At 68.5% G+C, this 16,152-nt stretch carries 17 protein-coding genes; 7 read left to right on the top strand and 10 right to left on the bottom strand.

What is annotated here, in order from left to right; translation table 11 throughout:
- The first annotated feature begins 429 nt into the window (after positions 1-429).
- Complete coding sequence (locus tag ACOCG7_RS07430) at positions 430-909, top strand: hypothetical protein (RefSeq protein WP_310120555.1); 480 nt, start codon at positions 430-432, stop codon at positions 907-909.
- A gap of 351 nt (positions 910-1,260) precedes the next feature.
- On the opposite strand, the gene ACOCG7_RS07425 is transcribed toward ACOCG7_RS07430, so the two are convergent.
- The 10 genes from ACOCG7_RS07425 to sctU form a co-directional block, all read right to left on the bottom strand.
- Positions 1,261-1,728: a CesT family type III secretion system chaperone gene (locus ACOCG7_RS07425; RefSeq protein ID WP_073428346.1), complete on the bottom strand. Its 468-nt coding sequence runs from the start codon at positions 1,726-1,728 to the stop codon at positions 1,261-1,263.
- A gap of 410 nt (positions 1,729-2,138) precedes the next feature.
- Positions 2,139-2,381 carry a type III secretion protein gene (locus ACOCG7_RS07420; RefSeq protein ID WP_073428482.1) on the bottom strand — a complete coding sequence of 81 codons (243 nt, stop codon included), beginning with the start codon at positions 2,379-2,381 and terminating at the stop codon, positions 2,139-2,141.
- A gap of 18 nt (positions 2,382-2,399) precedes the next feature.
- Complete coding sequence (locus tag ACOCG7_RS07415) at positions 2,400-3,650, bottom strand: secretion protein (protein WP_421377482.1); 1,251 nt, start codon at positions 3,648-3,650, stop codon at positions 2,400-2,402.
- 265 nt (positions 3,651-3,915) lie between these two features.
- Positions 3,916-4,809, bottom strand: coding sequence for a hypothetical protein (locus ACOCG7_RS07410; protein ID WP_421377480.1), 894 nt, complete (start codon positions 4,807-4,809; stop codon positions 3,916-3,918).
- A complete protein-coding gene (sctS, locus tag ACOCG7_RS07405; RefSeq protein WP_073428342.1) occupies positions 4,806-5,069 on the bottom strand; it encodes a type III secretion system export apparatus subunit SctS in 264 nt (87 codons plus the stop codon). The genes ACOCG7_RS07410 and sctS overlap by 4 nt, the downstream gene beginning before the upstream one ends.
- Positions 5,070-5,112: 43 nt before the next feature.
- On the bottom strand, positions 5,113-5,763 hold the full coding sequence (sctR, locus tag ACOCG7_RS07400; protein ID WP_421377478.1) for a type III secretion system export apparatus subunit SctR: 651 nt from the start codon (positions 5,761-5,763) through the stop codon (positions 5,113-5,115).
- On the bottom strand, positions 5,747-7,072 hold the full coding sequence (gene sctQ, locus ACOCG7_RS07395) for a type III secretion system cytoplasmic ring protein SctQ (RefSeq protein WP_421377476.1): 1,326 nt from the start codon (positions 7,070-7,072) through the stop codon (positions 5,747-5,749). Before sctQ ends, sctR begins: the two co-directional genes overlap by 17 nt.
- Positions 7,069-7,740: a type III secretion system protein SctP gene (gene sctP, locus ACOCG7_RS07390; RefSeq protein WP_310133127.1), complete on the bottom strand. Its 672-nt coding sequence runs from the start codon at positions 7,738-7,740 to the stop codon at positions 7,069-7,071. Before sctP ends, sctQ begins: the two co-directional genes overlap by 4 nt.
- A gap of 19 nt (positions 7,741-7,759) precedes the next feature.
- Positions 7,760-9,844: a type III secretion system export apparatus subunit SctV gene (sctV, locus tag ACOCG7_RS07385; RefSeq protein ID WP_073428339.1), complete on the bottom strand. Its 2,085-nt coding sequence runs from the start codon at positions 9,842-9,844 to the stop codon at positions 7,760-7,762.
- The gene (gene sctU, locus ACOCG7_RS07380) at positions 9,828-10,943 is read right to left on the bottom strand and encodes a type III secretion system export apparatus subunit SctU (protein ID WP_421377473.1); all 1,116 of its coding nucleotides are present in this window, start codon (positions 10,941-10,943) and stop codon (positions 9,828-9,830) included. Before sctU ends, sctV begins: the two co-directional genes overlap by 17 nt.
- 364 nt (positions 10,944-11,307) lie before the next feature.
- Here sctU and ACOCG7_RS07375 point away from each other — a divergent pair, with 364 nt between their 5' ends.
- The 6 genes from ACOCG7_RS07375 (at position 11,308) to sctN (ending at position 16,152) form a co-directional block, all read left to right on the top strand.
- Positions 11,308-11,889, top strand: a complete 582-nt coding sequence (locus ACOCG7_RS07375; RefSeq protein WP_073428337.1) for an HrpB1 family type III secretion system apparatus protein — start codon at positions 11,308-11,310, stop codon at positions 11,887-11,889.
- A 47-nt stretch (positions 11,890-11,936) separates the two neighbouring features.
- Entirely contained in the window at positions 11,937-12,338 is a 402-nt protein-coding gene (locus tag ACOCG7_RS07370; protein WP_073428336.1) for a type III secretion protein HrpB2, read from the top strand.
- A gap of 3 nt (positions 12,339-12,341) precedes the next feature.
- Positions 12,342-13,163 (top strand): type III secretion system inner membrane ring lipoprotein SctJ, encoded by an 822-nt coding sequence (gene sctJ, locus ACOCG7_RS07365; RefSeq protein WP_154873302.1) that lies wholly within the window; start codon positions 12,342-12,344, stop codon positions 13,161-13,163.
- Positions 13,118-13,891 (top strand): type III secretion protein HrpB4, encoded by a 774-nt coding sequence (locus ACOCG7_RS07360; protein WP_421377470.1) that lies wholly within the window; start codon positions 13,118-13,120, stop codon positions 13,889-13,891. Before sctJ ends, ACOCG7_RS07360 begins: the two co-directional genes overlap by 46 nt.
- Positions 13,876-14,703, top strand: coding sequence for a type III secretion system stator protein SctL (gene sctL, locus ACOCG7_RS07355; RefSeq protein ID WP_421377468.1), 828 nt, complete (start codon positions 13,876-13,878; stop codon positions 14,701-14,703). Before ACOCG7_RS07360 ends, sctL begins: the two co-directional genes overlap by 16 nt.
- Positions 14,704-14,769: 66 nt before the next feature.
- Complete coding sequence (gene sctN / locus ACOCG7_RS07350) at positions 14,770-16,152, top strand: type III secretion system ATPase SctN (RefSeq protein ID WP_421377586.1); 1,383 nt, start codon at positions 14,770-14,772, stop codon at positions 16,150-16,152.

Genomic DNA, 16,152 nt, shown 5'->3' with positions numbered 1-16,152 from the left:
TCGAGTGAGGCGAGTGAGGCGAGTGAGGCGAGTGAGGCGAGTGAGGCGAGTGAGGCGAGTGAGTCGAGTGAGGCGAGTGTGGCGAATGAGGCGAATGAGGTCAAGTGTGGCGAATGAGGTCGAGTGTGGCGAATGAGGTCGAGTGTGGCGAATGAGGTCGAGTGAGCCGAGTGTGGCGAATGAGGTCGAGTGTGGCGAATGAGGTCGAGTGAATCGAGTGAATCGAGTGCGGCCGGTGGCGCCGAGCGGGGCGCGCGACACGCGTCCCACCGATTCGCGTATCCCTCGAACCGTCCGGGCGTGCTTCGCATCACCTGTCGCGACTTCGCGCCGCGCTCGCCGCGTGCCGACGCACAACGCTAACGTGGTGGCATCCGCGGCATGGGTTCGTTGCCGCGCCGAAATGATGGAGAGATGGAGAGTCCAATCGTGAGCACCCAAGCCATCGCCGCGCTGCCCGTAGGGAGTGTCGGCCGCGTCGACAGCACGAACGACAATGCGCGCACGGGCGCGGACAGTGCCGTCGTTCCGGTCACGCCGACCGCCGTCGCGCTGCGCTGCGAACTCGTCGCGTTGCGCGGCCTCGGCGCCGCACGCAAACCCGGCGCGTTCAGCACGGCAACGGACGGCGACAGACTGCCGGTGCCGATGTCGAAGAAATCGCTGATCAACCAGGCGGCCGTGAAAGCCGGCGATAACCTGTCGGATGACGCTCTGCGCGGTGTCCTGGTCACGCAGCGCCGCGTGCCATTGCCGGTGCCGTCTTCGGATGTGCAGCCGCAACTCGCGGGGCCGATGCTCGACCCCGGTCTCAACCCGGCCAACGCACTCGACCAGCACCAGCACCTCATGGCGCTGGCTAGCGTGATGCAACGTGCCGGCGAAACGATTCACGGTGCGACGCACTAACGATCCCTAACGCCGTCGACGCGTCCGGGCCCACCCGGCCCGTCGACCGCCGAGGAATACAAGCACATCCATATATGGCCGCGGCATCTGATGATCGCGGCCATTCGCGTGGCCGCCTGCCTGGCCGGCGCCCGCCGAGAAACACAAGCACACCCACGGATGCCCGCGGCATCTGATGATCGCGGCACATCCGTATTGCCGCCCACCCGGCCCAGCGACCGCCGACAAACACAAGCTCATCCACGCATGCCCGCGGCATCCGACAATGCGCGGCCATCCGCATTGCCGTGACATCTCATCCACATCACCGTCATTCCCGCGCCCGCACCCGCAACCGCACGCATCATCCCTTCAAGCCCGCAGCCAGACAAACTCGCCGGCGACGATGCCTTCGAACATCTCATCCGTCGACTCGATGATGCTTTGCCGCCAGTACCGCCCATGCTCGGCATAGTGGGCGAGCAGATCGGCCAGCGTATTGCCGTCGACGTCATAGGTCATCGGCACGCGCAGCACCAGCACGATCCCGCCCGTATCCGTATCGAGTCCGAGTTGCGCCTGGTCCTGCGCGTAGATCAGCAGATTCGCCTCCAGCATCAGCCGGAACACGACCAGCGTGCGGCCCGCCGTCACGGTGCCGTAGTGGAAGTTGGCGTACATGGCCTCCAGATCGTTCTCGAAGTATTCGAGCCGCACGTCGAAGCCTTCCACTTCGATCGAACGCGTGCGCAGCACATGCTCGGCGTCCGCGAGACCCACGGTCGCGCACAGGTCGCGGATCAGTTGCGCATAGCGTTCGGACGTGTCGTTGGTATCCAAGGGCGGGTGCGGGCAAAGGGAGGGGCGGCCGGCATGGCCGGCGCGCGCGATGAAAACGGCCGGCGCGCGCGGTGCTCCGCGGGCCGGCCGGTAAGGCGGGATGAGCACACCCCGACGATGCCGAGGGTGTCGAACGCTGTCGAGCCGAAAGAACGCCCGTCAGTGTCCCGTACCGCTCTGGACCGCCTGGCCCATCCCTTTCACGACGTTCGCCAATGCGCCAGCCAGCGACAGTTGCAACGTCGCCTGGGCCGCGCCCAAGGCTCCGGCGCTCCCTTGTGCCGCCATCCCCTGCATGGCTCCGATTGTGCCTGCGACAGCCATAAGACCTCCTCACTCTCAGGTTGAAAATGCTGCTCTGCCTCGCGGCGCGGATGCCGCCTGACAGGGCTAGCCAGGTGCCGCGCGCGTCACGCCGCGCCGCGTTTGTCCGCGAGCTGCGCGACGATCCTGCTCGCTGCGAGCAGGCCACGGTACAGCTTCGCGAGATTGTTGCGATCCAGTTCGGTCGCGCCGTTCGTTTCGCCGACGTTCTTCGCCGTGGCCTCCAGCGCCTCGCGGATCGCGGCGAGCCGCGGACCGCCGTCGGGGTCCGCGAGCGTCTTCTGCAGATCGTTGAAATCGGTGGCGCACGCTTCGAGCGGCGCATACATGTTGGTCATCTCGGAACCTCACTTCGGTAATGGCAGATACGCCGTGGTCCTGGCCTGCGTCGGCGCGGGCGGCTCGGCGGCGATGTCTTCGACGGGTTGCATCACGCCGCGCGCCGCGCCCGTGGTGATGACGACGGGCGTGCCCGATGCCGCCGCGGCAGCGGCGGGCGTGTCGGTGACGGCAGCGGCGGGTGTATCAGCGGCGGACATCTCGGTGGCCGGGGCCGACGCCGCCGCTTCAGGACCGGAGGCCGCGGCGGCCGCTTCCGGCGTCGTGTAGATATGCTTCACGCCATCGGGCGTTTCGGCGTAGCGCACGTCGTCGGACGACATCACGAGCGAGAAGGCCGTCGGCAACGGCATGCCGTCCTCGGATTGCACGACGCGCACGCGCAGATCCTTGACGTTCTCGCCGAGATCGCGGCGCATGCGCGACAGCGCGCTCTCGACATCGCGCGGATTGGCGACCTTGCCCGAGATCTCGAACGCGCCGCGGCCCACATAGGCGACCTTCACGCCCGGCATGGCGAGCGAATCCTCCATGTTGCGCACGTCGTTCTGCGCAATGTCGTAGCGCCGCACGATGCCGGTCGACGAAATCCGCATCAACAGCTTGCGCACTTGCGTGTCTTCCTCGGGCGTGGCGACCATTCCGGTGACGCTCACCGTCGAGCCGCGCGCCTGCGCGGTCAGTTCCTTCATATGCGCCGCGCGCAGCGCCACGTTCACACGCTGCGCGAGATCGCCGGCATCGTGCGGCAGGGCCGCGCGGCTCACCACGGTGGTCAGCAGCACGCAGCCGATCACGATCACGCCGCCGAGCATCGCGCAGGCGGAGACGATGCCGGTCATCTTGCGGCGCCGCGAGCGCTCGGCGGCGCGCCGGGTTTCGTCGGGCTTGACGAGCAGCGTCGACAGCAAATCGAGGTCGCTCGGCCAGGCCGCGTCGGTCGAGCCCACGCACAACACCGTGTCGCCGAACTGCATCGGCACGAACTCGATCAGGATGACCGTGCCCGGTTCCTCGTCGAGATCGGCCGGTTCGCCTTGCCGCGCGTTCGCCGCGTCGTCCGCCTCCACCGTGACCGGCGTCAGGCGGCGCGCGGTCACGATGCCGCCTTCGTCGAGGCCCAGCAGCACGTCGTCGCCGCGCCAGTCGGAGATGCGGATGTCGGCATCGTCGTCCGCGCCGATCCGGTGCGTGCCGATACCGAGGCGCAATTCCGCGCCGGCATGCGTGCCAGTCAGGATTCGCAGCAGCTTCGTCATGGAGCGCCTGTAGATCGAGAAGGGGCGGCGCGCGTGGGTGCGCCGATCGACACCTACTCTAGCGGTCCGACATGACGGGCAAGCACGCAATGCGAAGCGGGTACCAGGAATGCGAAACTGCGCGGCGTCACGGTTGGCCTTATGTCGGCGTCGGCGTCGGCGTCGGCGCGATGGGTCGCGCGCACCGGCAGCGACGCGTGCGGCACGATGGCCTCGCGCGCAATGTGACGCGCGTACCAGGAATGCGAAACTGCGCGGCGTATCGTCAGCGCGATTTGTCCGCCGCACCGGCCGCGACGGCCGCGCCGCGCTGAAGCGTGCGGAGGTTGAGCGCGCGCTCGCGCATCGCGGGCGTCGCCGGCCGGCTGTACATCAGCAGCAGCGGCAGCATCAGCAGGTTCAGACGTCCGACGCGTCCGGGCTCTCCTGGCGCCACTCTGGCAGCGGACATCGTCTTCGGCGGCTGCGCCCGCGCCGAGCTGGCGTCGATCAGACGCTGACGCCACGCGCCCAGGTCGCCGTCGATGCCGCTAGCCGCGTCGGCCCCGCCCAACTGCCGCTGCACAGTAAGCAGATCGATGAAGCGCTCATGCACACGCGCATCGAGCCGCGCTTCGGGATTGACCGCAAGCTCGTCTCGCAACGCGAGCAGCGCGTCGCACCACAGCTTCGGCAATGTGTGCGACAGATCCGCATCCGGCGGCTGCGAGGCCGCGAACGTCTGCAACGCGCCGCGCCGGGGCAGCGGCACTTCGGTCTTGCCGCTGCTGCGTATGCCGACCTCGCCGCGCGACGATGCCGCGCCGCCGCGTCCGTTGCCGTTACCGCCGCTGTCGCCGCCATCGTGCCCATGCTGTGACTGGCCGCCGCTTCCTCCGCCGCCGTCGCGCGTGATCCGCCCGCTGCCTCCCGCGCCCGCGCCGCGCGCCGGTTCGCCGGCGGCCACGAGGGGCCGCGGCACCGCCATGCGGAGCTTCCGCGCGAGCAACGCGCGGCGCGCGCTCGCGCTGCGCGTGCGTGCATAGGCGAAGCGGGTCGTGCCGCGATACAGCGCGGCGAACTGCGCGCCGGCGCGTGTGCCCGCATCGTTGCGGGCCTGTTCGCGCGCGAGTTCGGGCTGGTCCGCCGGCGCGGGGGACGGCGTGGAGATCCGCGTCATTGCGGCACCGCCGTGTGCATGATTTCGTTGGCGAAGTGCAGGATGGCGGCCGCCGAGAACGGCGCGGCGATCACGATCGCGATCGTCACGGCGATCAGCTTCACGCCATGCGACAGCGTCTGATCCTGCATCGACGTGATCGCCTGCAGAAACGACACGGCCAGACCCACCAGCGCCGCGACGATCACGATCGGCAGCGACACGTACATGCACAGCAGCATGCCCTGGGTCGTGAAGCGAACAAGCGTGTCGATATCCATGCGAGCAGTTTCCGCGAGTCAGTGCGATAAGTGCGATGCCGCGCTAGCGGTAGGTCATCACGAGGCCGTGAATCAACGTCGACCAGCCGTCCATCACGACGAACAACAGCAGCTTGAACGGGATCGCCACGTTGGTCGGCGTCACCTGGTTGAGGCCCATCGCGAGCAACACGTTGGCGATGATCAGGTCGATCACGATGAACGCGATGTAAAGCAGAAAGCCGATCTTGAAGGCGTCGGTCAGTTCGGTGAGCGTGAAGGCGGGCGCGAGCACGATCAGGTCGTTTTCACGCAGGCTGGCCGCGTTCTCCTTCGGCCACACCACGTTCGCCGAGCGCATGAAAAAGCGCTTCTCGCGCTCGTTCGTATGCTTTTGCAGGAACACGCGGAACGGCTCGCGCGCGGCGCTGAACACCTGGATCAGCGCCTGGGTCGGCTGCCCGGCCACCGGCTGGCCCTGCATCGACTGCATCGCCTGCATGCCGACGGGCGCCATCACGTACAGCGACACCAGAATCGCGATGCCGTTCAACACCATGTTCGGCGGCACCTGCTGCACGCCGAGCGCATTGCGCAGCAGGCCGAGCACCACGACGATCTTGGCGTAGGAGGTCACCACCATCGCGACGAAGGGCACGAGGCTGATCGCGATGATGACGATCAGCAGGCCCGTGAAGTCACTGAACTGGACCATCGCCGTGCGCCATGCGCAGAATCCGTATGCCGAGGTGATCGCCGACCGTGACGAGTTCGCCGTAGCCGATCGTCTGGCCGTGCGTGACGAGCTTGAGCTGCGCGTCGGCCACGGGCGTCGGCAGTTCGAGCACATAGCCGGGGCGCAACGCGTAGAGCTGCGAGAGCGGCAGCGCCACGGTATCCACTTCGAACTGGACGGGTAGATCGAGTTCGCCGATTTCGATCGCGTTGGCGTGTTGATCGGGCGCAAGCAGATCGTCCGGACGAACGGGATCCAGCTCATCGGTCATGGTGGGCTCCTTCGTGATGGATAGCGTGAGACCGTCGATGCTGACCGGTGCATGGACCCGCATCAGGCCGGGGGTGCCCCAGGCCACGATGCCGGTGGCGGCTTCCCTCGCGCCCTCGCCGGCGCGGGCGAGCACCGTGCGCAGCGTGCCGGCGAGCGAGCGCAGCAGCACGTCGCCGGGGGCGAGCGCGCGCAGCGTGTCGACCGGCAGCCGCCGCCGGCCGAGTATCAGCCTTCCCGGTATGAGGCTGCCGGCAAGACCCGCGGAACGTTCCGGCGAGCTCGCCAACGCGCGTGTCGCGGCGGCGAGCGCCGCGCTGCGCGTCCCATGCAAGGCTTCGAGCGTGTCGAGCAACGCGCGGCCAAGCAGAACGCGGGCCGCGTAAGGCCGGCCGTCGAAAGTGAACGTCAGATCGATCGCGGCGACCTCGGCGGAGGCGGCCTCGCGCGGCGCGCCTCGCACCAGTTGCGCGACATGCACGCCCGTCAGCCCGAGCGACGCGAGCCGCTGCAGCAACGGATCGAGCAGCACGCCGGCCACTGCGGCGCGCAGCGCGCGGGCGGTGTCGCCGGGCACGGCCGGACCCTGGCCGGCCGGAGACGCGGCGATCTCGAGCGCCGGATGCGCGGCGAGGTCGAACAGGACCCGGATCTCGCCGGACGGATGCGCGAGTTCGAGCGTGCCGGGCTGCTCGAAGCGCGCGTGAGGCTGAGAGGGCGAGACATCGACCGTGGCCTGCCATTCGTTGACGCCCGCCGCATGCCCGAGAAGCTGCGCGGTCCGCGCGTTGCACACGAGCCGCGCGGCGCGCGCCGCGAGCGGCGGCACCGCGCGGATCGGCAACGCGGTGATCGGCGCGGCGGCGGTGTTTGCGCCATGAGCGCCAAGAGCGCCGTGAGCGGCATCCGCGGGTTGCGCTCCGGCAACGTCGGCGCCCGGCATTTCGACGATCGAATAATCCATGCAGCGGTCGGCGGAAGTGACGGCCAGCGTCGGCCTGGAAAACGGTGCGCTCACCACACCGTCAGTTCGATATCGCGGGGCGTGCCCCACGCGCGTAGAAGCGAGTCCAGCTCGCGTTCGAGCATGGCACTGTGGTCGAAGAGTAGCTGCCGGGTCTCGATGCCGCCCGTGTCGAACCGAAGCGACAACAGGAAACGCGAAAGAGACAGATACAGCGTCGTGTCCGGCAGGATGCGGCTATCGAGCGGCATGCGTACCTCCCAGTTGCCGGCGTCCGCGACGGCGGGGTCGCCGCAGAAGCCCGCGACTTCGCGCGCCAGCGAACGCGCGAGTTCGAGAAAATGGCCCTGGGTGCGAAACAGTGCGTCGATGGCCGGAAGCGTGGCGCCCGGCAGCCGGCGCAGCAACGCTTCGTGGGCGAGTGCGCCGGCGTCGGGCGCGCAGGTGTCGTCAGCGCTCGCCTGCGCTTCGGCCTGGGCCTCGTCGTCCTGTCCATCCGCGAGCCAGCCGGCCTGGGCGCGGCGGCTGTCCGCCTCGCTGCCCGAGGCATCGGCGGGCGCGGACCCGGCGCTTTCACCGGCTTCGGCGGGCGGCCGTGGCGCGCGCCCGCGCCGCACCAGCGCCGCGTAATCGAAGCGGCGCGCGCGCGCCGCATCCGCGGCCGGATGCGTATCGGCGGCGGACGGAATGATGCGCAGCGGACGCGGTTCGATGATCGCCATGTGCGTGCGGGCCGTTGCGCTAGATGGTCACGCGGCCGAGCGGCTGCAGTTCGACATGGTCGCCGAGTTCCTGATACGAGTAGACCGACAGCCAGCCGAGCCGCGCCTCGATCATGCGCCGCACGTAGCGGCGAATGTCCATCGACGTGACGAGCGCGACGCCTTCGCGCGGGGTGTCGCCGACGAACGACTGGATCCGGTCGATCAGGAAGCCGACTTCGTCGGGCGGCAGCGCGAGGAAATTGCCGGTGGGCGTCTGCTTGATCGCCTGGCGGATGTGCTGCTCGACCGGCAGATCCAGCAGCACCGCGGGCAGTTGCCGGCTTCCCGCCGCCGCGCGATGCGCGAGAAAGCGCGCGAGGTCGCCGCGCACGTACTCGGTGAGCATCAGCATGTCTTTCTCTTTCGCGCCCCACACCACGAGACTTTCGAGAATGTTGCGCACGTTGCGAATCGAGATCTGTTCTTCGAGCAGCCGGCGCAGCACGTCGGCGATGCGCTGCGGCGGCAGCACTTTCTGCACTTCGGCGACGAGGCCCGGATACTCGGCGTTCTGCTGGTCGAGAATCCATTGCACCTCCTGGATGCCGAGAAAGAGCGACGCGTGCCGACGCAGCATCGCCACCGACGCATGCGCGATCACCTGCTCCGCGCGCCACGCGGACATCTTCGGCGGCAGCGTTTTTTCGTCGATCCACCAGGTCGGCCCCGCGCCGCCGTCGAGCCCGCGCCGTTTCTCGCCGCGCTCGGCGAGCGCCGCGAGTTCGGCGGGCATCGGTTCGTGCGTGCCCGTCAGCGCCGGGTCGGGCAGCATCACCTTGCCCGGCGGCAGTTCGATCGCGCAGTACGGCACGTCGTGCATCAGCAGTTCGCAACTGGAGGCGGGCAGCGTGTCGCACGTCCACATCGTGATGCCGGGAAACGGCAGGCCCAACACCTGTTGCAGACGGGCGCGCTCCGCTTCGAACGAACGCTCGAGCGCCGCGCTCGACAGGCGCGCGACGAGGTCCGGCGAAATCCGCACGCCGAGCGGGCAGGCGAACTGCGGCGCGCGCGTGAGGATCGCGGGCGTGTCGGCTTTCGAGCCGGCGCGTTGCATCGCGCTGACGGCCTCGCCCGCGTGCGAGGTCGCGGCCGGCTGACGTTTGCCCAGCCGATAGCCGGAGAACGCGAGAATCGCGGCGAGCAGCAGGAACAGCATCGACGGAAAGCCGGGTACGGCGGCGAAGCCGAGCAGCAGCAGGCTCGCGAAGTAGAGGGCGCGCGCGCTGGCCGACAACTGCCGGCCGATCTCGTCGCCGAGCGAGAGCGGCCGTGCGTCGCGCTCGTCGGACACGCGCGTGATCATCACGCCCGCGGCGACGGAAAGCAGCAGCGACGGAATCTGCGAGACCATCGCGTCGCCGACCGACAGGATCGAGAAGCGGTTGGCGGCTTCGCCCGCGCTCATGTCGTGATACGCGATGCCGACCGCGATGCCGGCGATGATGTTGATCAGCGTGATGATGAGGCCGGCCACCGCGTCGCCCTTGACGAACTTCATCGCGCCGTCCATGCCGCCGTGCAACTGGCTCTCGACCGCGAGCGTCGCGCGCTTGCGGCGCGCTTCTTCGGGCGAGAGCAGATTCGCGCGCAAGTCGGCGTCGATGCTCATCTGCTTGCCGGGCAACGCGTCGAGGGTGAAGCGCGCGCCGACTTCGGCGACCCGTTCCGAACCCTTCGCGATCACGATGAACTGCACGGTCGTGATGATGACGAACACCACCATGCCGACCACCAGATTGCCGCCCACCACGAGCTCGCCGAAACTCTCGATGATGTTGCCCGCGTCGGCGTGAAGCAGGATCGACTTGGTCGACGCGATGTTCAGCGACAGGCGGTACAGCGTGGTGAACAGCAGCAGCGAGGGAAACACCGAGAGCGATACGACGTTCGGCACGTACATGGTCACCATCAGCAGCGTGACGCTGATCGTGATGTTGATGGCGAGCAGTAAATCGATGAGAAACGGCGGCAGCGGCAGGATCATCAGCGAGATGATCGCGACCACCAGCATCGCGATGCCGATCTCACCGCCTGCCGGTAGCTTAAGTGCCTTGAACATCGCGATTCTCCATGTCGGCGCGCTGCTTGTCGTGGCCGTCGTCGCCGTCGTCACGCCGCGCGCCGATCGCATCGACCCAGCGCAGGATCGCGGCGACGGTCTCGAACAGTTCGTCGGGAATCGGCTCGTCGACGCCGACCTTGTAGAGCGCGCGCGCCACCGGCGGATTGCCGATGATCGGCACGTTCGCCTCGCGCGCGAAGCGCCGCAGTTGCGCGGCGCTTTCGTCCATGCCGCGCGCGATCACGAGCGGCAGCGGATGTTCGTCGGGCGCATAGCGGATCGCGACCGCGTAATGCGTGGGATTGACGATCAGCGCGTTGGCGAAGCCGACCCGCTGCTGCGGCGCCGCCGTGGTCGCGAATTCGCGCGCGAGCTTGCGGCGTTCCGCCTTGATCTTCGGATCGCCGTCCATCTGCTTGCGCTCGCGCTTCACCTCGACCTTGGACATCCGCATCTTGCGCATGAAAAGCGCGCGCTGAAGCTTGACGTCTACCACGCCGATCACGACGAACACCGCGGCCGCGACGATGAAGAGCTTCACCAGCAACGCCCAGAACAGCTTCGACAGTTCCGGCAGCGGCTGATACAGCGAGCCGACGATGAGCGGCAGCATCCAGCGGATCGTCACCCACATCACGACGCCGATCACGGCCGCCTTGATCATCATCTTCGCGAGGTCGATCAGCGTGCGCCACGAGAAGATCCGCTTGACGCCCTCGATCGGGCTCGCGTGGTTCAGATCGGGCACGACGGGTTTGGTCGCGACCTGGAAGCCGACCTGCGGAAGCAGCGCGGCGATCGCCGCCAGCGCCGCCGCGCCGGCGCACGGCACGACGATGACGAGCGCCTCCTTGCCTAGCTCGAAGAGCCGGCCGAACATCAGCGGCTCGTCGTGGCGGCCGGGCACGAAATCGAGCGCGGTGATCACGATCGCGCGCAACGCGCCGGCGAAGCTCGCCGACGCGAGCGCGAGCAGACCGATCACCACGGCCATCGTCGCCGCCTCGACCAGATCGGTGCTTTTCGATATCTGGCCGTCCTTGCGGGCGTCGCGCAGCCGTTTGTCGGTAGGCTGTTCGGTCTTCTGTTCGCTCATGGAGGTCCGGTCTGTTGGCCGGGTGCGCGAGGCCGTGCCGTGTCGCGGATTGGCGCACTCGAAGCCTGACGGTAGCGGGGCCGGCGGCGCGGCGCGCAGCCGATGCGAAGCCCGCATGCGGCAAGCGAAGCGACGCCGCGCGGCTCGCGCGGCGCTTTCCGCTTCTCTTCCTGCTTCTCTCCCTGCTTGGCTTCCTGCTTCGCGCGAACTGTGTTCTCTTCGCGTCGCGCGGTTGGCCGGCGGTGCGAAGCCGGTATCCTGGGCGCATCGCTCTCGCATGGAGCGGGCCGGGGCTGGACGTCGTTCGTGCCGCAGCGGTTCGCGACGTATCCATCGACATGTTCATCCGCAGGAGTCTTGCGCCATGAGTACCGTCACGCCGAACTACCTCAACTGCAGCCAGGCCATCGTGGGCGGTCTGATCGATAGCCTGTCCTGCGCGCTGCTCAACAATTTCCCGACGCTCGAAGCCGATCCGTACGACATCGAACTGGTGCTCGACGCGTTGCGCCTGCTGCGCCCGCAGGTGGCGGAACTGGACACGATGGAAGCGGTGCTGTACATGCAGCGCGGCCATTGGGACGACGCGATCCGCGTGTTCTCGCGCGTGATCGAGGAGGCGCCGCATTTCTCGTATGCCAAGGCGCTGCTCGCCTTCTGTCTGTCCGTCAAGGGCGACACCGGCTGGCAGCAATGGGCGAGCGCGGCGCTGGCGCAGAATCCCGACCGCGACACGCGCCAGCTAGTGCGCGCGCTGTCGGCGCGCGAGGATCTGCGCGAGGCGATCCGCACCTACCGCAACGGCGGCACCTTCGAGGTGCCGCTCTCCATCGCGACCTTGAACGACGAACTGCCCGACGAATCCGCGCAACCCGTGGCGGCGCCCGCGGCCACCGCCGCCGCGCAGAACGACGTCGTCGGGCAGCAGGGCTACCTGCGCATCTGAGCACGACCCGCCGAAGCCGGCGGGCATCGAACGATGAGAGGCTGAACATGACACTTCCCGTCACGAGCAAACAATTCGAGGCCGCATTGCAGGCCGCCACCTCCATGCCGGCCACGCAGCCCGGCGCGGACCCGGCGTTGCAGCAGGCCGGCGAGCGCTTCGCCTCGATGATGCAGAACCCGCGCATGGCCGCGCCGGTCCACGGCGACGACATGAACACCAATGTCATCGCCAGGATGGCGGTCACGCAGGACGCGGAGTTGCAGCAGTCGGTGAACGACGTGGTCGCGTTGTCGAGCCAGGCGGGCAACATGTCGTTGCCCGAGATGACCGCCGCCGCGATGAAGACGACGCTCGAACTGGCGACCACCCAGCTCGACATGCAGGCCAAGATGGGCGTCGTCAACTCGTCCAAATCGTCGATCGAAACCCTGATGAAGAACCAGTAGGCCATGCGCGCACAGAGTGTCTTCGTCACGGGCCGCGCGCTGCGGACCGGCGCATGTTGCGCCGCGCTGGCCGTCTGCGTGCTGCTCGCCGGGTGCAACAAGGAGCTGTACCGCAACCTGACCGAACAGGACGCGAACGAGATGGTCGTGGCGCTGCTCGAACAGGGCATCGACGCGTCCAAGGCGACCGCCGACGCCGGCAAGACGTGGATGCTCGAAGTCGACGGCAACCAGATGGTGCGCGCGATGCAGGTGCTGCGCGAGCGCGGCCTGCCGCACAGCCGCTACGACGATCTCGGCAGCCTGTTCAAGCGCGACGGCCTCGTGTCGACACCGACCGAGGAGCGCGTGCGCTTCATCTACGGCTTGTCGCAGGAACTGTCGTCGACGCTGTCGAAGATCGATGGCGTGATCGTCGCGCGCGTGCAGATCGTCTTGCCGAACAACGATCCGCTCGCGCAGCAGATCAAGCCGTCCTCGGCGTCGGTGTTCATCAAGTACCGGCCGGATTCGGATGCGAGCGCGCTGGTGCCGCAGATCAAGACGCTGGTGATGCATAGCGTCGAAGGGCTCACCTACGACGCGGTGAGCGTGACCACCGTGCCCGCCGATCCGGTCGATCTGTCGAAGCCGTCGCAGATGCATGCGGCGGCGCCGCTGCCGATTCTCGTGGCCGCCGCGCTCGTGCTGGTGGCCGGCGCGGCGAGCCTGTTCCTCTGGCTCAAACGCGGCCTGCCCGTGACCAGCGCGGCGAGCCGGCTTCGTCCGCGAATTAGCGCGTGGCTCGCCAGGCTGCGGCGGCCGAAATCGTCATCGGCGACATGACGGCGCCGTCGACGTCGTTTCCGTTCGCGCGCGCCGCGGCGGCGCTCGGCGCCTATGAGCGCAATGCGCGCGAAGCGGCGCGCTGGGCGCATCCGTCGTGGTTCGAAGCGGCGCTCGACCTGCCGGCCGGCGCGTCGGGCGCGTCGCTCGACAGACTGCGCGGCGCGCTCGCGACCGCGCACGGCGCATGTGTCGCCGCCTGCTCGCGCGCGCTGCTGCGCGCGACCAACGTGAGCGCGCCCGGCTTCGACACGTTGCGCGCGCCGAACCCCGCCGTGCTGGACGCCTTGCCGGTCGAGGTCGGCGTGCGCGTGCTGCGCATGCGCGCGCTGCTGCTGCGGCGCGCGGACGTGCGCAAGCTGATCGACAAACGCAGCCGTCAGCGCCTCGCGCAATGGGTCGGCGTGCCGCTCGAACGGTTGACGGCGTCAGGCGCGGCGGGCCCGGCGAATGCGCCCGATGTGGCGCGCCTCGTCTCGCGCGGACAGTTGCCCGCGCTCGAAGAGGTCGACGCGGACACGCTCGCGTATGAAGGCTACGCGCTGCTCGCCCGCGACACGCCGGCCGCCGCGAGGCCATGCCCGCTGTTGCGGCTGGCCTTGCCGCACGCGTTGCCGGATGCGGCGTGGCTGCGCGCGAGCGGGCGCGAACTCGATGCGGCCGGCACGGCGCAACTGGTCGCGCGGCTTCCCGAACTGCTTCCGGAGTGGGCATGGTTATTTGGCTGAGGTCGGACCGGATGCTGCCCGAGGCGGCGAGCGCGCACGTCGGCGCGCATCAGGACGTGGTGCCGCGCGCCGCGTTCGGCGCGTTGATGGAAATCGGCGACGGCTACGAGCAGCTCGCCGCGGATCGCGAGGCGATCCTCGCCGCCGCGCGCGACGAAGCCGCGGCGATCGTCGCGGCGGCGCACGACGAAGCGGCGGGCGTACTCGCGAATGCGCGCGACGAATACGAGCGCGCGGCCGAGCGCGGCTACCGCGACGGCGAGCAACGCGCGCTCGCCGACTGGGTCGAGCGCCTCGGTGAAGCGGGCGCGGATCAGCGCCGCGCGCAGTTGAAGATGCGCGAGCGTATTGCCGGCATCGTGACGGTGGCCGTCGAGCAGATCGTGAAGGTGCAGCAGTCCGACCAGTTGTTCGAGCGCGCGCTGTCGGCGGTGGACCGGATCGTCGAAGGCGCGACGTGGCTGCGGGTCGTCGTCAGTCCCGTCGACTACGACAAGGCCTGCATCGCGTTCGAGCGGCTGTCCGCACGCTGGCGCGAATCGGGCCGGCCTTTCCCGCTCTCCGTGGTCGCCGATAAGCGGCTGGAGCCGGGCAGTTGCCTGTGCGAATCGGATTTCGGCGCGATCGACGCGAGCCTCGCCACGCAGATGCGCGCGATGCGGCTCGCGGTGTCGCGCGCGCTCAAGCAGTCGGCGAATGAACTGGAGGCCGCCGCCGATGCGTTCGCGCCGCACAGCGAGGTCGACGACAACGCCAACGACAACCCCGACGAAAACCCCGCCGACGCATTCGCCGATTCCGGCACGGCCTGAATCATCCATGAGCCACCCATGAACCACCCATGAGCGACGCACGAACGACATGAGCGCCCGATGAACATGACGCGCGACCTCCCTGTGTCCGATGCGGACTCCGGCTTCGACGACGAGCCGCATTCGCTCTTCGACGTCGAACAGTTCGCCGACGCGATCGAACACGAGATCCTGTCGACCTCCAGCATCGCGCGCACCGGCAAGGTGCTGGAAGTCATCGGCACGCTCGTCAAGGTGGCCGGGCTCGACGTGACGCTCGGCGAACTGTGCGAGCTGCGCGCCGCGAACGGCGAACTGCTGCAGCATGCCGAGGTGATCGGTTTCACGCGCGATGTCGCGCTGCTCTCGCCGTTCTCGCGGCTCGCCGACATTTCGCGCTCGACGCGGGTGGTGGGCCTCGGACGCTCGCTGTCGGTGCCGGTCGGCGATGCGTTGCTCGGGCGCGTGATCGACAGCCTCGGTCAGCCGATCGACGGGCTCGGGCCGATCGACACCGATGAGGAACGGCCGGTGTTCGCGAGTCCGCCTTCGCCGATGAGCCGGCGCATGATCGATACGCCGCTGGCGACGGGCGTGCGCGTCGTGGACGGCATGATGACGCTCGCCGAGGGACAGCGGATGGGCATCTTCGCGCCGGCCGGCGTCGGCAAGAGCACGCTGCTCGGCATGTTCGCGCGCGGCGCGCAGTGCGACGTGACCGTGATCGCGCTGATCGGCGAGCGGGGCCGCGAAGTGCGCGAGTTCGTCGAGCTGATTCTCGGGCCGCAAGGCATGGAGCGCTCGATCGTGGTGTGCGCGACGTCGGACCGCTCGTCGATCGAACGCGCGAAGGCCGCGTATGTCGCCACCGCGATCGCCGAACACTTCCGCGATCAAGGCCAGCGCGTGCTGCTGATGATGGATTCGCTGACGCGCTTCGCGCGCGCGCAGCGCGAGATCGGTCTCGCCGCCGGCGAGCCGCCGGCGCGGCGCGGCTTTCCGCCGTCGATCTTCGCCGAGCTGCCGCGCCTGCTCGAACGCGCGGGCATGGGCGAGCATGGCTCCATCACGGCGCTCTACACGGTGCTGGCGGAGGACGAATCCGCCAACGATCCGATCGCCGAGGAAGTGCGCGGCATCATCGACGGCCACATGATCCTCTCGCGCGAGATCGCCGCGAAGAATCAGTACCCGGCGATCGACGTGCTGGCGAGCCTGTCGCGCGTGATGCCGCAGGTCATGACGCCCGACTACGTGCAGGCGGCCGCCCGGCTGCGCGAACTGATGGCGAAGCATCGCGAGGTCGAAATGCTGTTGCAGATCGGCGAGTATCAGCCGGGCGGCAATCCGCTCGCCGACGAAGCGATCCGCAAGATCGACGCGATCCGCGCGTTCTTCTCGCAGGCGACGCACGAGTTCGCGGCGCCGCAGGACACCGAGGCGCGTCTGTTCGAACTGGCGCGAGGCTGA

It is taken from the genome of Paraburkholderia sp. DD10 (assembly GCF_049177125.1).
In the GTDB taxonomy this organism is placed as follows: domain Bacteria; phylum Pseudomonadota; class Gammaproteobacteria; order Burkholderiales; family Burkholderiaceae; genus Paraburkholderia; species Paraburkholderia terricola.
This window is presented reverse-complemented; position numbering and strand designations above follow the sequence as displayed.

Bases quoted from the DNA above. Each gene is read 5' to 3' on its own strand.
- ACOCG7_RS07410 (WP_421377480.1), bottom strand. From the start codon at position 4,809: ATGACGCGGATCTCCACGCCGTCCCCCGCGCCGGCGGACCAGCCCGAA.
- sctJ (WP_154873302.1), top strand. From the start codon at position 12,342: ATGCGCGCACAGAGTGTCTTCGTCACGGGCCGCGCGCTGCGGACCGGC.
- sctU (WP_421377473.1), bottom strand. From the start codon at position 10,943: ATGAGCGAACAGAAGACCGAACAGCCTACCGACAAACGGCTGCGCGAC.
- ACOCG7_RS07420 (WP_073428482.1), bottom strand. From the start codon at position 2,381: ATGTATGCGCCGCTCGAAGCGTGCGCCACCGATTTCAACGATCTGCAG.
- sctP (WP_310133127.1), bottom strand. From the start codon at position 7,740: ATGGCGATCATCGAACCGCGTCCGCTGCGCATCATTCCGTCCGCCGCC.
- sctV (WP_073428339.1), bottom strand. From the start codon at position 9,844: ATGTTCAAGGCACTTAAGCTACCGGCAGGCGGTGAGATCGGCATCGCG.
- ACOCG7_RS07375 (WP_073428337.1), top strand. From the start codon at position 11,308: ATGAGTACCGTCACGCCGAACTACCTCAACTGCAGCCAGGCCATCGTG.
- sctS (WP_073428342.1), bottom strand. From the start codon at position 5,069: ATGGATATCGACACGCTTGTTCGCTTCACGACCCAGGGCATGCTGCTG.
- sctN (WP_421377586.1), top strand. From the start codon at position 14,770: ATGACGCGCGACCTCCCTGTGTCCGATGCGGACTCCGGCTTCGACGAC.
- sctR (WP_421377478.1), bottom strand. From the start codon at position 5,763: ATGGTCCAGTTCAGTGACTTCACGGGCCTGCTGATCGTCATCATCGCG.
- ACOCG7_RS07370 (WP_073428336.1), top strand. From the start codon at position 11,937: ATGACACTTCCCGTCACGAGCAAACAATTCGAGGCCGCATTGCAGGCC.
- ACOCG7_RS07415 (WP_421377482.1), bottom strand. From the start codon at position 3,650: ATGACGAAGCTGCTGCGAATCCTGACTGGCACGCATGCCGGCGCGGAA.
- sctL (WP_421377468.1), top strand. From the start codon at position 13,876: ATGGTTATTTGGCTGAGGTCGGACCGGATGCTGCCCGAGGCGGCGAGC.